This is a genomic window from Mycolicibacterium alvei, assembly GCF_010727325.1.
GTDB classification, from domain to species: domain Bacteria; phylum Actinomycetota; class Actinomycetes; order Mycobacteriales; family Mycobacteriaceae; genus Mycobacterium; species Mycobacterium alvei.
In genome coordinates, this window is record NZ_AP022565.1 from 773,595 (window position 1) to 786,715 (window position 13,121).

Here is a 13,121-nt window from a genome sequence, read left to right on the forward strand (position 1 = left end):
ACAGTCGGATGAGAGTGTTGATCATCGGTGGGGGATTCGGCGGGCTGTTCTGTGCACGTCGATTGGGCGGCGTCGACGTCGACGTGACCCTGCTCGATCGGGCAGCCGGACATCTGTTCCAGCCGCTGCTCTACCAATGTGCCACCGGGACCTTGGGCTTTGGCCAGATCAGCCGACCGCTGCGCGAGGAGTTCGAGCGTCACCGCAACGTCACCACGTTGCTCGGTGACGCGATCGACCTCGATCCCGAGTCGCGCCGGGTCACGGCCCGCCGGCCGGATGAGACGACGTTCACCCTCGACTACGACGTCCTCGTGGTGGCCGCGGGCATGCAGCAGTCCTACTTCGGCAAAGAACATTTCGCGGAGTGGGCACCCGGGATGAAGACGCTCGACGACGCACTCAACATCCGGCAGCGGGTTTTCACGGCGTTCGAGATCGCCGAGACGCTGCCACCGGGTCCGGAGCGGGACGGTTGGCTCACGTTCGCTGTCGCCGGCGGCGGTCCCACCGGGGTCGAGCTGGCCGGGCAGATCCGCGAGATGGCCACGCGCACTTTGGCTCACGAGTTCCACAGCATCGAACCCGAAGAGGCCAGGGTGCTGTTGTTCGACGGCGGGGAGCGGGTGCTGAAGGCCTTCTGTTCCGAGTTGGGGGAGAAGGCGACGAAGTCGCTGCAGAAACTGGGCGTCGAGCTACACATGGGAGTCCATGTGACCGACGTCAATCGGGACGGGGTGACCATCAGCCCGAAGGCCGGTGGCCCCGACGAGCAGTACGCGGCACGAACCGTGTTGTGGACGGCCGGGGTCGAGGCGGTGCCGTTCGCCCGGCACCTCGCGCAGGTTCTCGGGGTGGAAGCTGATCGCAGTGGGAGAATCTCTGTGGGGCCTGATCTTTCGATCGACGGCCGTCCTGAGATCTTCGTGATCGGAGACCTGGCGGGCCGCGAGAATCTGCCGGGTGTCGCTGAGAACGCGATGCAGGGCGGGCTCCACGTCGCCTCGTGCGTCCGCCGGGAACTCGACGGCAAACCCCGGCGGCCGTTCCGCTACCGGGACCTCGGTTCGGCGGCCTACATCGCCCGCCGCCAGGCACTGCTACAGGTCGGCCCGGTCAAGCTTGCCGGCTTCTTCGGTTGGCTGGCCTGGGGTTTCATCCATATTGCCTTCCTCACCGGCGTGCGCAACCGGGTCAGCACGGTGACCACCTGGCTGACCACCATCGCCCGCGAGAACCGAGGGCACCGCGCGTTCATGCTCGGTGCCGCCGGCCTGCCCGAGCAGCGCTATACGTGGACCACCTGGGATGCGCCGACACCGCCGCCTGAGCTGCCGCCGAACGGAAACGACCGCTAGCACCTGCTGCCGATCGCCAACGGATCGACGTCGAAACCGAATTCCCGCAGTCCGGGGATATTCGGTCGCACGACCGGGCTGCCGGCGGCCAAGACCAGCCGGTCGTAACCCATGACGATGTCATGTAGGGGGTCGCCGACATCGCCGGGCAGCCGGGCTGCGTTCGGCCGACGGTGCGCGAACACCAAGGTCACTGTGCGACGATGCACGGACCGCCCGGTACTCGCCGCGTTTCCCGAGCGGCAGTTTTGGGCGGGAGTAACCGAGAGGACGGCCGGATTGATCACCGACGCGCACTGCGCCACGCTGCCCGGCACACGGGCGAAGCTCGCGATCGCAGGCCTGACCGTCGCAGGCGCCATGCTGGTCGGCGCCGGCCATGCAGCAGCAGATCCGATAGTCCCCGATCCCGGGCCCGCGTCCGTGGATCCAGCGCCGCCGCCCGCGCCGGCCGGCCCGCCACAGGTACCGGAGATCGCCAACCCCGTGTACGGCTCGGGGCAGTACGGTTCCGGTCCGATCGGCACACTGCGCGATCTGTGGCACCAGGCCCGCGACCCGCAAGGGTTCCAGGGCGCCGCGGAAGCACCCCAGGGTGCGGTCGCGCCCCCGCCGGGCGCCGGCCCGCCACCTCCCTTGCCGCCGGGGTACGTCTCGATCAACGCCCCCGGCTCGGAGACACCGGCCACGGCGCCGGTACCCGGCAGCGGTCCCGCCGGCCCGGCGTTGCCACCTGGCTATTACTCGCTCAACGGTCCGCCGCCGCCCGGGTACGAGTACAACGCGCCGGGTCAGCAGCCGGCGCCGCCGGCTGCTGCTACGCCGTAACCGGGCGCCCCAAGACGTGGCGCAGCGCCTGATCCAGGTGCGGATAGCGGAAATGGTGTTCGGCGGCGGTCAGGACCGCGGGAACCGCCCGTTGGCTGGCGCATGCCAGTTCACGGGCACCCTGGTCGCCCAGCAGTAACCGTGGCCCGAGCGTCGGCACCGGCAGAACCGTCGGACGATGCAGAACGTGGCCGAGCGTGTCGGTGTATTCCGCATTGCGCACCGGCTCTGGTGCCACGGCGTTGACCGGGCCGGATAGTTGTTCGTCCCACAACGCGCGGTGGTAGACGTCAACCAGGTCGTCGATCCCGATCCAGGGCAGCCACTGTTGTCCGTCGCCGATGCGGCCGCCGAGCCCGGCCGTGAACAAGGGCCGCAGCAGTCGCAGGGTGCCGCCACTCGGGGACTGCACGATCCCGGTCCGGACACGCACTACCCGGACACCGGAGCGTTCGGCGGGGGCCAGCGCCTCCTCCCAGTCGGCCACGACGTCGGCCAGGAAACCGTCACCGCGTTCGCTGGTCTCGGTGAGAACCTCGTCGGCGCGGTCGTATCCGTAGAGGCCGACCGCCGACGCGCTGACCACGACCTTCGGGCCGCCCTCGGTCTCGGCGATGAGTTCGGCGAGCCGGCGGGTCGGCTCGATGCGGCTGTCGCGAATCGCGCGGCGGTGCCCTTCGGTGAACCGGCCGGCGATCGACGCGCCGGCCAGGTGGATGACCGCGTCGACCCCGGCGAAGAGTTCCGGATGGGGAGCATCCGGATTCCATTGCCGCTCATCAGGTTTCGTTGTGGCGTGGCGGACCAGCCGGATCACCTGGTGGCCGCCGGTGCTCAAGAACGCGGTCAACGCCGAACCGACCAGCCCGGACGCGCCGGTAACGGCGACGATCAGGGGTGTCAACCCGTGCGCCCGGGCGCGCTGATGGGCGGCGAGGTCGTCAGCCAACTGGCGATGGCGGTAGGCGAACATCGGCCGCAGGAACTGACCGGGAATCGGGGTCTCCACCCGGTCGACCATGCGTGTGTGGGTGGCGTCGATGGCCTCGAAATCATGAATGTGCTTCCAGCGCATCGCCAGTGCCGCCGGCAGTGAGGCCGGCCCGCCACTGGCGATCTTGTCGACGAAGCGCCGTGGTGGGTCGTAGGCGTCGGCCTGGTGCTGGGCCACCCACCGCAATCCGCCGGGCAGCGCGAGTTCGGCACGGCCGTCACGCAGCGAGGCGGCCTCGGATTTGAGCTTCATCGATTGCCACGGCGGTGACAGTCGGGCGAACGCGCCGGGTCGGCGGTGCCAGCCGAAGACCTCGTCGCGTGGGGCGTCGATGACGCTGGAGTACAGCAATCCCATCGATCGACGTTACCTGTCCACAATATCGTTGCTCCAACGGTATCGATATCTGTAATAGTGTCTGCACTTGCCTGAAGGTCGGACGAGAGGTGTATCTGTGGAGCTCACTGCGACGACGCCATACTTTGTGAGCAGCGATGACGGGTTCGTACCCAACACGATCGCGCACGGAGGCTGGGGGCCGACCCTGGGCGGTCAGGTGGTCGGTGGTCTCCTGGCCCGTGCCGTGGAAGAACTCGTCACCGACGAGGACCTGCAGCCGGCGCGATTCACCGTGGAAATACTGCGTCGGGTCGCAAGCGCTTCGGTTTGTGTCACCGCGTCGGTGGTGAGGGCAGGCTCGCGGATGCAGGCGGTCGACGCGGCGATGACCCAGGGCGGTGAGCTGGTGGCCCGTGCCTCGGCGCTGTATCTGCGGCGCGGCGCCCAACCCGAGGGGGAGTTCTGGAGCACGTCGATCGACCTGCCACCGCTACCCGAGCAGCCGGCGGATTTCGACGACAACGTACCCATGTTCATCCGGCCCTATGGGCCGGATGCTGAATCGACGGGTGAGGGTTTTCCGTGGCAGCAGTGCGGGCCCCGGTACGCATGGCTGCGCGAGGTCCGCGAGTTGGTTGCCGGCGAAGCGCTCACACCGTTCGTCCGGACGGCGCTGGCGGTTGACGTCACGAGTTCGATGGGCAATTTCAGTTCGGCCGGGTTGGCCTTCATCAACGCGGACTACACGCTGGCGTTGAGCCGGTTGCCGGTCGGCCCCTACATCGGTATGGCGGCGTTGACCCACACCAGCGCTGAGGGGGTAGCCACCTGTAGTGCGTGCCTGTACGACCCGTCGGGCCCGATCGGCACCGGGTTGTCCACCGCGATCGCCAATTTCAACTTCAGCCCGAACGGCTCGGGTTAGGCGCGGCGCAGGATCGCCACCAGGAAGTCCGAGTCTTCGGTGAATGGCCGGAGATCCCAGGTGGACAGCAACAGGTCGGTGGCGAACCCGGCCGCAGCCGCGTCGTCGAAGAACTGACCGAACTCGTATTCGCGGCCGGCTCCGAATCCGATCACCGCGCGGCCATCGTCGGCGAGATGCGCGTGCAGGCGCGTCAGAACCTGTACCCGGGTGCTCGGGGCGAGGAAGGTCATCACGTTTCCCGCCGACACGATGACGTCGAACGGGTCGGCGATACCGCGTGCCGGCAGGTCGAGTTCGGCGAGATCGCCGACGAGCCAGCGCGGACCGGGACGGTCGTTCTCGGCCGCTTCGATCAGTACCGGGTCGACGTCGACACCGACCACCTGGTGCCCGGCCTCGGCGAGGTATCCACCCACCCGGCCGGGACCACAGCCGGCGTCCAGGATGCGGGCATTGCGTGCCGACAGCGCGTCGACCAGACGGGCCTCGCCGGCCAGGTCCTCACCAGCGCGCTCCATGGCGCGAAAGCGTTCGACGTACCAATCCGAATGTCCGGGATCCGCCGCCACTTTTTGCATCCAGATGCTCCGCTCGACCATAGGAGCATTGTGACAAGTCGGTCCCGGGCGCCGGTGGGCGGTGTGACTCAGCCTTGAGCGTCGAGGATCTTGATCGCGAAGACCAACGAGTCGCCGGGCTGGATGCCCGCGGCCGGCTGCCCCTCGGGGTAACCGTCGGCAGAGGTCATCGCGACGGCCACCGTGGAGCCGACCTTCTGTCCCGAGATGGCCTTCTGGAAGCCGGGCACCACGCCGTTGAGGGGGAAGTCGACCGGTTCGCCGCGCTGGTAGCTGCTGTCGAACACCGATCCGTCACGTCCGTTGACACCCATGTAGCACACCGAGACGTTCGCTGACGGCCCGACGACCGGTCCGTCCCCGGCCTTCAGGGTGTGGACCTGGGTCTCGGCCACGGTGAAGGGTCCGGTCACCTTCACCACCGGAGCGGCCGCGTCGGTGGACCCGGTGACCGCGACGCTTCCGGTAGCCCCGGACAGCGTCCATTCGGGGGTCCCTTCGCCCTGCGGCGCCGTCGTCGGGCAGGTGCTGGCCTCGGTGGCAGTCTCGGCGATGGAGGGCGTGAGCACCTCAGCGACCGATGGCGTGCTCGTCGAAGACGAGGCCGCGGAGGTGTCCGTGTCGGAGCCGCAGGCGGCAAGCGCCATGGTCAACGTCGCGGCACAGGCCACGAGCGCAACGGAGGAGGGCACGCGAGAGTAGTTCATGCTTGGCCACGCTACAGCGGGTCGGGGTGGTGCCTGGCGATAGCCCGTCCGGGTCACCCTGCCGACAACCGCTTCGCGATCTCTGCATACCGTTCGAAACGTTCGGGCCCGCCTCGACGTACACGGCGCGAGCGTCGGTGAGTGTGCCCGCCGGGAACGCGTAATGCCTTAGAAATCAACCATTTCGCGCTGTCGGTCGCGAGCCTAGACTTGTTGGCATCAGGGCAACCGGCGTCGTTACCCAGGCGCTGGGACCGGGGGGCGTTGCAACTGAGGGAGGGGACATGGTCAGGATTCACACGGTCGTGCCGGGGGAAACGCTGTCAGCGTTGGCATTGCGGTTCTACGGGGATGCCGAACGGTATCGACTGATCGCCGCGGCCAGCGGGATACCCGATCCCAACGTCATCCAGGTGGGCCAACGGCTGCTCTTTCCCGACTACACGCGATACCCAGTGGCTCCGGGGGATACGTTGTCGCGCTTGGCGTCGCGCTTCTATGGACAGGCCGATCTGTCGCGGCTGATCGCCACCGCCAGCGGCCTCGCCCCCGATGCGGCCATCAATCCCGGTCAGCAACTGATCATCCCGGAACTGAGAAAATACTCGGTTGCCCCCGGAGATACGTTGTCGGCGTTGGCATCACGCTTCTACGGTGACGCATCGTTCTATCCACCGATCGCCGGCGTGAACGGCATCCCCGACCCGGGCGCAATAAACCCCGGGCAGACATTGGTGATATTCACCGGGCGCGGCGACGGATTCGGCCTGCGGATCGTGGACCGCAACGAGAACGATCCCCGCCTGTGGTACTACCGTTTCCAGACCGCGGCCATCGGTTGGAACCCCGGCGTCAACGTCCTGCTTCCCGACGATTACCACACCAGCGGGCGGACCTATCCGGTGCTCTACATGTTCCACGGCGGCAACGACGATTTCCGCTCGTTCGACTTCATGGGCATCCGCGACTGGACCGCCGGGAAGCCGATCATCGTGGTGATGCCCGATGGCGGGCATGCCGGCTGGTATTCCAACCCGGTCACCTCATTCGTCGGACCGCGGAACTGGGAGACATTCCACATCGCCCAGCTGCTGCCCTGGATCGAGGCGAACTTCCGGACATACGCCGAGTACGACGGCCGGGCGGTCGGCGGATTCTCGATGGGCGGCTTCGGTGCGCTGAAATACGCGGCCAAGTACTACGGCCACTTCGCGTCGGTCAGTGCCCATTCGGGCCCGGCGAGCCTGCGCCGCGATTTCGGCCTCGTCGTGCACTGGGCGAATATCACGTCGGCGGTTCTCGATCTGGCCGGCGGCACGGTCTATGGCGCCCCCCTCTGGGATCAGGCCAGGGTCAGTGCCGACAACCCGGTCGAGCGGATCGAGAGCTACCGCAACAAGCGCGTCTTCCTTGTCGCGGGGACCAGTCCGGATCCGATCAACTGGTTCGACAGCGCCAACGAGACCGAGGTGCTGGCCGGCCAGCGCGAGTTCCGCGGACTGCTGGATCACGCCGGAATCCCGTATGAAGCGCATGAGGTGCCCGGGGGCCATGTCTTCCGTCCCGACATGTTCTTCATCGACCTCGACGGGATCATCGCCCGGTTACGCCCCGCAGCCGTAACGAATAATCCGATGTAACACCAACCACTTCTACCTCACCAGTCACATAAGCAACAGAATTCATTTCTTTCACTGCCAACGCATGTGAAACAAAATTCACAGCAGGCTGCAATTTTCACAATTCTGGCGCCCCGACTCTGTGAGAGACGCCGCACGCACGGATCGAGCGTCCGCTGCGGTCGAGCATGGACTGAACTGGGATTTTAGGGTCCGCGGGCGTGGTGGGACTGTCCTCATTGGTCACAGAAAACCCATAACTATTAAATAAACTCAAAGAAGATAATTAGACTCTCTAGCACGGCTATTTTACTTTCGCCCCATCAGTAAACTCATGCATCACGATGGGCTGAAATGGTCTGTCGCCCCGCCATTACCGGCGTGCGCCGCAGTGCACAGCGTCGTGAAGGGATCGACATGCGCGTGCCCAAGGTCGTCACCGTATTCGGGTTTTTCGGTGCGATCGCCCTGGCTCAGACCCTCCTTGCGGTCCCGAACGCTGGTGCCGAACCCAACTGGGACGCCATGGCTCAATGCGAATCGGGTGGAAACTGGGCGGCTGACACCGGCAACGGCTACTACGGAGGGTTGCAGTTCGCCCCGGCCACGTGGTCCTCCCACGGCGGATCGGGATCGCCGGCCGCAGCGAGTCGCGAGGAGCAGATCCGCGTGGCGCGCAATGTGCTGCAGACCCAGGGTCTCGGTGCCTGGCCGGTCTGCGGCGGGCCGATGGGCCAGGCCTCAGGGACCTGCCGCCAGGTGATGGTCTGGATTCCCCTGGGGAACCTGCCGCGGCTGTGCACCTTGGTGCTCAATCCGCTGTCCTGACACCGATATTCGCAACCTCTCCGGTATCGCACGATGAGTTTCTGGCACCGCGGGGGTCTACTTCAGCGGAACTATTCGGTGGACAGATTTCGACAGGAGCATTCATGGGCGCGACGACTGCGCGAGGTGGCTACCTGCCGATCAACGGGTTGAACCTCTATCACGAGGTGTACGGCACGCTCGGGGGCCCGACGCCGCCGTTGCTGTTGATTCCGGGTGCATTCATGGCCACGGACTCGATGCAGACCTGGGCGGAGGCTTTTTCGCGTGAGCGGGCCGTGATCGTGTTCGACCAACAGGGTCACGGCCGAACTCCGGATGCACCACGGTCGATGTCCTACGAGCAGTTCGCTGACGATGCGGCGGCGTTGCTGCACGCGTTGCAGGTGGATCGTGCTGATGTGATGGGTTATTCGCAGGGCGGCGGTGTCGCGCTGCAACTCGCGATCCGTCACCCGGCGCTGGTGGCAAAACTGGTGTCGATGTCGGCCACGTTCGACCGGGACGGCTGGTACCCGTCGGTGTTCGAGGGGATCGGCGGCCTCACCGCCGCCGTGTTCGCCGGGACGCCCGTCGAGCGATCGTTCCGCGAGCACACGCTGGACCCTGCGGGGTTCGACGCCTACGTCGAGAAGATGAAGGTCCTGAACATCAACGATCAGCGCATCTCTGACGAGCAGATGCGTGCGATCTCCTCGCCGACGATGGTCACCACCGCCGACCGGCTCGGGTTTATCCGTGTGGAAACCTTCCAGCAATTCGACACCGGGAAGGACCTGGCCAGCGCTCAGCGGAGGACATTCCAGCGGCAGTAGCGCTTTCGAGTGCTGGAAAAGTCTTGGTCGTCACCGAACTCACTCTCAGCAAACGCTCAGTACGAGACTGCAACATCTAGGCAGGCGCCGGCACGGCGCATGTCTGTCGGTGTCGCAAGGGAAGAAGTAAACGGAATGAATTACTGGTCGGGTAGATCGCCGGAGAGTGGCAATCGCGATTGGGACGTGAAACAGGCGGTAGATCAACGGAATCCAAGCCCATGGAGCCGGACCGGTTACCAGCATCCATCTCCTCCGTATGGCCTGCATCCCGAGATGACCCAGAAGTTCGATGGGCCTCTGGTGCAGGAGGTTTCACAGCCGAAGAAGAAGTCCCGCGTCGGCGTGTTGGTCGCCGGTACTGCCGCGGTGGCCATGGCTACCGGCGCAGTTGCAGCGGTCGCAGTGATCGACCAGTCCGGAAAGCCCACGACCATCGCCCAGGCGCCGGTCGCTGACCACGCCCGTACCCCGTCGCCGGCCACCGGATCCGCCCCGATCCAGCCGAAGGGATCCGCACCGGCCGGATCGGTGGAACAGGTATCGACCAAAGTGCTTCCCAGTGTGGTGAAGCTGCAGATCGTCACCGGGCAGGGGCGTGAGGAGGGATCCGGAATCGTCCTCAGCGAGGACGGTCTGATCCTCACCAACAACCACGTCGTGGCGGCTGCCGCCCGCGGCGTGGACAGGCAGGGGCCGCTGGCCGCCGAGGGCTCACCCGGTGGACAGTTCCCCGGATTGCCACGCGGCCTGTTCCCCGGTGGCGACGAGTATTCGCCGGACGGACCGTCGGCCAGGACGTCTGGCCGGACTGGGGGTGCGATGCAGGCGACCGTGACGATGTCCGACGGGCGCACGGTGCCGTTCAGCGTCGTCGGCACCGACCCCGACGACGACATCGCGGTGGTGAAAGCGCAGAACGTGTCCGGGTTGACACCGATCATGATCGGTTCCTCGAAGGACCTGAAGGTGGGGCAGAACGTCGTCGCGGTGGGCTCACCGTTGGGCCTGCAGGGGACGGTGACCACCGGCATCATCAGCTCTCTGAACCGTCCGGTCTCAACCGGCGACGAGCGGAGTGGCCAGCATTCGGTGATGAGCGCCATTCAGACCGACGCCGCGATCAACCCGGGCAACTCCGGCGGCGCACTGGTCGACATGAACGGCGACCTGATCGGGGTGAACTCGGCGATCGCCTCGCTGGGCGGCGGGCAGGGCTCGGGCGGCGGGCAGGCCGGTTCGATCGGTCTGGGCTTCGCGATCCCGGTGGATCAGGCCAAAAGGATTGCCGACGAGCTGGTCTCGACCGGAACCGTCCGGCACGCTTCGCTGGGAGTCCAACTCTCCGGAGACGATTCGCACGGCGCGGCGGTCGCCGGCGTGGTCGCCGGGGGCCCGGCAGCCGAGGCAGGTCTGCCCGACGGCGCGGTGATCACCAAGGTCGACGATCAGGTGATCGACGGTCCGGATGCGCTGGTCGCTGCCGTGCGATCCAAGGCGCCGGGCGACACCGTGACGCTGGCCTACGAGGATCCGTCGGGCGCTTCGCGCACTGTCGAGGTCACGCTGGGGCAGGTCCAGGCGTAACTGCACAAGCCAACGTCAACGTGTGATCGGCGCCCGCTTTTCCTCAGCTGGTCGCGGGCTTGTGGGCGACGACACGCTCGATGAGGCCCAATTTGAAGCGCTCGACGCGCTCGACGTCGAGGACGTTGACGGCGCGAAGGTGGTCCAGAGGGCGGCGGAGGAAATGTTCTCCGCCAAGCCGGACGGTGAACAGCTCCAAGGCCCGCTGGAACACCCGCACCGGCGCTGCACTGCTTCGGATGTGATCGACCAGAAGGAGCTTTCCGCCGGGCCGCAGGACGCGGGTCATCTCCGTGAGGGCCTGGGTGTGGTCGGGAATGGCGCAGAGTCCGAAGGTGCAGACGACGGTGTCGAAGCTGGCGTCATCGAACGGTAGATGGTGGGCGTCCGCCTGCCGCAGGGTGGGGGTGCGGCCGAGCTCGGCGGCACGTTGCTCGGCCAGATCCAGCATCGGCCTGCTCCAGTCGATCCCCGTCAGCTGGATGTCGTCGGGATAGAAGCCGAGGTTGAGTCCCGTGCCGACGGCGACTTCGAGAACGGTGCCGGTGGCCTGACTGCATACCCACTGGCGCGAGTCCCCGAACAGGTGGCGGTCGAAGAACCCCATCTCCCGGTCGTAGCTGGCGGATTTCTTGTCCCAGTACCGGTTCCACTTGGCTCGTTGGGCATCGGTCGGCGCCATCGCATTCACCTCGTTATCGCTGGGAAAAGTCGCTGCGTCCCACACCGGGCAGGAATCGTCCGACAGCAACGCAATAGTCACGATAAGCCTGACCGTGGGTCTGCAACAGGTAGGGCTCTTCGACGACCCGGACCTGAAGTTCGATCGTGGTAGACAACACGACGAAGGCCAGGAGTGCGACCGGATTCGGCGTCATGAGTGCGACACCGCCGGCGAAGACGAGCATGGCGGTGAAGATCGGGTTGCGAACGAATCCGAAGACTCCGCTGCGTACCAACGTTGTTGTCTCACTGGGATCGACCCCGATTCGCCACGATTCGCCCATATCCAGTTGTGCGTAGACGGTGGCGCCGATTCCGGTTACGGCCAGCACCGTACCCACTGACTGGATCCATGGCGCCTGTAGCAGGGCGATGGGTGCTGTGAACCCGAGATGTTGGAGCACCGGCGCGGCCACACCGACAACGATTGACACGACGAATCCGACACCGGCCAGCCATTCCAACGAGCCGGGCCTGCCGTTGATACCACGAAATCCGGTCGACCCGGTTCGTCGGTACTGAACCCAACTGCGCCAACCGAACCCCAGCGCCGCGAAAATCAGGTAGAGAATCAGTGCGGTTACGGCCATGATCGGTATCCTCTCGGACCCGCTTTGTTCACAACAGGTTTCGTCGCGCCACGCTTCGCGTCCTTTTCTGCCGTCATCAACAGCACCCGTCGGATGCCGCCTTGGAGCAGAGTGAGGCGTCGGCAGTCAGCACCACATGCAGTAGATCGTTCAATGCGTGGGCGAGCTTGGGGTCGGCAAGTTCGTACCGGGTACGCCGACCTTCCGGGACCGCTACAACCAGCCCGCAACCGCGCAGGCAGGCAAGGTGATTGGACATGCTCTGCCGTGACACCCCCGCCGCTTCGGCAAGGTCGGCCGGATACCCCGGGGCATCTTTCAGTGCCAGCAGGATCTTGGACCGGGTCTGGTCCGAGAGGGCGTGACCGAATCGGGCAAGCACTGCGACCTGGGGCAATATCTCCATTGGCCGAGAGTACATCACATGATGTATTCAGAAAATAGTGAACTATCGAGTGGGGTAGTCGCCTACTCATTTCGAAGGCCAGCGCCCGGCGCAAGCTGATCCTGAACGGTTGTTGCCGTTCACCGAGGGGAGGTCGAGATGCCGGTCAACGCCTTGGACATGTTGCTCGTCCACCGCGTGTTTCGCCGCGAACTCGGTGAGCTGGCGTGGCTGATCGACAGCGTGCAGCCCGGCGACAACTCGCGTGCGCGCATTGTCGGTCGCCATCTGAAATTGATGACCGATGCGCTGCGTCACCACCACATGGCCGAAGATGAGCTCGTCTGGCCGATCGTGTCGGCAAGGGCGCTGGATCGGAGATCCGACATCGAACGGATGGAAGGTCAACACGGGCAGATCGCAACGGTGCTCGATGAGGTGCAGGCTGACCGCGTGGCATGGACGAAGTTTGTACAACGATCGACCACTGAACGGCTACGGGGGTCGTTCGCCCAGCTGTCCGAACAGGTGTTGGCCCACCTCGATGACGAGGAACGCGACGCATTACCGGTTATCGTCCAGCACTTGACCCCCGAGGAGTGGGGAGCCGCGGTCAAGAGGGGAGCGTCGTTCCTGACCACACATCCACGATTGGGCACCGTACTCGGCGGTCTGGTGCTGGACTACGCTTCCCCCGAAGATCGCCGCTCGTTCCTGGCGGGAGTACCTCTGCCGCAACGGGTTTTGGTGAAATCGCTGGGCTCGCGCTCGTTGTCGGCGTACCGGAAGAAGTTATACGCCGTGCAGAGCTAGCCAGCGTCGGGCCGGCGCGGAGCATCGTC

At 65.7% G+C, this 13,121-nt stretch carries 15 protein-coding genes; 8 read left to right on the forward strand and 7 right to left on the reverse strand.

Annotated features, from left to right (window positions below; all coding sequences use genetic code 11):
• Nucleotides 1-8 precede the first annotated feature (8 nt).
• Nucleotides 9-1,358 (forward strand): NAD(P)/FAD-dependent oxidoreductase, encoded by a 1,350-nt coding sequence (locus G6N44_RS03650; RefSeq protein ID WP_179964540.1) that lies wholly within the window; start codon nucleotides 9-11, stop codon nucleotides 1,356-1,358.
• On the opposite strand, the gene G6N44_RS03655 is transcribed toward G6N44_RS03650, so the two are convergent.
• On the reverse strand, nucleotides 1,355-1,552 hold the full coding sequence (locus G6N44_RS03655; RefSeq protein WP_163660015.1) for a hypothetical protein: 198 nt from the start codon (nucleotides 1,550-1,552) through the stop codon (nucleotides 1,355-1,357). The two genes, G6N44_RS03650 and G6N44_RS03655, sit on opposite strands and share 4 nt — an antisense overlap.
• A gap of 166 nt (nucleotides 1,553-1,718) precedes the next feature.
• On the opposite strand from G6N44_RS03655, the gene G6N44_RS03660 reads away from it, so the two are divergent.
• Nucleotides 1,719-2,186, forward strand: a complete 468-nt coding sequence (locus G6N44_RS03660; protein WP_163669551.1) for a hypothetical protein — start codon at nucleotides 1,719-1,721, stop codon at nucleotides 2,184-2,186.
• Here the strand turns inward: G6N44_RS03660 and G6N44_RS03665 are convergent.
• Nucleotides 2,176-3,537: a TIGR01777 family oxidoreductase gene (locus G6N44_RS03665; RefSeq protein WP_163661215.1), complete on the reverse strand. Its 1,362-nt coding sequence runs from the start codon at nucleotides 3,535-3,537 to the stop codon at nucleotides 2,176-2,178. The genes G6N44_RS03660 and G6N44_RS03665 overlap by 11 nt on opposite strands.
• A gap of 97 nt (nucleotides 3,538-3,634) precedes the next feature.
• Between G6N44_RS03665 and G6N44_RS03670 the strand changes: the two genes are divergently transcribed.
• A complete protein-coding gene (locus G6N44_RS03670; protein WP_163661217.1) occupies nucleotides 3,635-4,444 on the forward strand; it encodes a thioesterase family protein in 810 nt (269 codons plus the stop codon).
• Here G6N44_RS03670 and G6N44_RS03675 read toward each other — a convergent pair.
• Together G6N44_RS03675 and G6N44_RS03680 are read right to left on the reverse strand one after the other, a co-directional pair.
• Complete coding sequence (locus tag G6N44_RS03675) at nucleotides 4,441-5,046, reverse strand: class I SAM-dependent methyltransferase (protein ID WP_163661219.1); 606 nt, start codon at nucleotides 5,044-5,046, stop codon at nucleotides 4,441-4,443. The genes G6N44_RS03670 and G6N44_RS03675 overlap by 4 nt on opposite strands.
• Nucleotides 5,047-5,093: 47 nt before the next feature.
• Nucleotides 5,094-5,732, reverse strand: a complete 639-nt coding sequence (locus G6N44_RS03680; RefSeq protein ID WP_179964471.1) for an FKBP-type peptidyl-prolyl cis-trans isomerase — start codon at nucleotides 5,730-5,732, stop codon at nucleotides 5,094-5,096.
• A gap of 284 nt (nucleotides 5,733-6,016) precedes the next feature.
• On the opposite strand from G6N44_RS03680, the gene G6N44_RS03685 reads away from it, so the two are divergent.
• The 4 genes from G6N44_RS03685 to G6N44_RS03700 all read left to right on the forward strand — a co-directional run bounded on the left by G6N44_RS03685 (nucleotide 6,017) and on the right by G6N44_RS03700 (nucleotide 10,581).
• The gene (locus tag G6N44_RS03685; RefSeq protein WP_163661221.1) at nucleotides 6,017-7,372 is read left to right on the forward strand and encodes an alpha/beta hydrolase-fold protein; all 1,356 of its coding nucleotides are present in this window, start codon (nucleotides 6,017-6,019) and stop codon (nucleotides 7,370-7,372) included.
• Between the two features lie 396 nt (nucleotides 7,373-7,768).
• Nucleotides 7,769-8,179 (forward strand): transglycosylase family protein, encoded by a 411-nt coding sequence (locus tag G6N44_RS03690; protein ID WP_163661223.1) that lies wholly within the window; start codon nucleotides 7,769-7,771, stop codon nucleotides 8,177-8,179.
• 104 nt (nucleotides 8,180-8,283) lie between these two features.
• Nucleotides 8,284-8,994 carry an alpha/beta fold hydrolase gene (locus tag G6N44_RS03695; protein WP_163661225.1) on the forward strand — a complete coding sequence of 237 codons (711 nt, stop codon included), beginning with the start codon at nucleotides 8,284-8,286 and terminating at the stop codon, nucleotides 8,992-8,994.
• A 348-nt stretch (nucleotides 8,995-9,342) separates the two neighbouring features.
• Nucleotides 9,343-10,581, forward strand: a complete 1,239-nt coding sequence (locus G6N44_RS03700; protein ID WP_372508241.1) for a S1C family serine protease — start codon at nucleotides 9,343-9,345, stop codon at nucleotides 10,579-10,581.
• 43 nt (nucleotides 10,582-10,624) lie between these two features.
• On the opposite strand, the gene G6N44_RS03705 is transcribed toward G6N44_RS03700, so the two are convergent.
• The 3 genes from G6N44_RS03705 to G6N44_RS03715 all read right to left on the reverse strand — a co-directional run bounded on the left by G6N44_RS03705 (nucleotide 10,625) and on the right by G6N44_RS03715 (nucleotide 12,300).
• Nucleotides 10,625-11,263, reverse strand: a complete 639-nt coding sequence (locus G6N44_RS03705; RefSeq protein WP_163661227.1) for a class I SAM-dependent methyltransferase — start codon at nucleotides 11,261-11,263, stop codon at nucleotides 10,625-10,627.
• A 13-nt stretch (nucleotides 11,264-11,276) separates the two neighbouring features.
• A complete protein-coding gene (locus tag G6N44_RS03710; protein WP_163661229.1) occupies nucleotides 11,277-11,894 on the reverse strand; it encodes a methyltransferase family protein in 618 nt (205 codons plus the stop codon).
• 76 nt (nucleotides 11,895-11,970) lie between these two features.
• Nucleotides 11,971-12,300: an ArsR/SmtB family transcription factor gene (locus tag G6N44_RS03715; protein ID WP_163661232.1), complete on the reverse strand. Its 330-nt coding sequence runs from the start codon at nucleotides 12,298-12,300 to the stop codon at nucleotides 11,971-11,973.
• Between the two features lie 138 nt (nucleotides 12,301-12,438).
• Between G6N44_RS03715 and G6N44_RS03720 the strand changes: the two genes are divergently transcribed.
• Nucleotides 12,439-13,092: a hemerythrin domain-containing protein gene (locus tag G6N44_RS03720; RefSeq protein WP_163661234.1), complete on the forward strand. Its 654-nt coding sequence runs from the start codon at nucleotides 12,439-12,441 to the stop codon at nucleotides 13,090-13,092.
• Nucleotides 13,093-13,121: the final 29 nt, after the last annotated feature.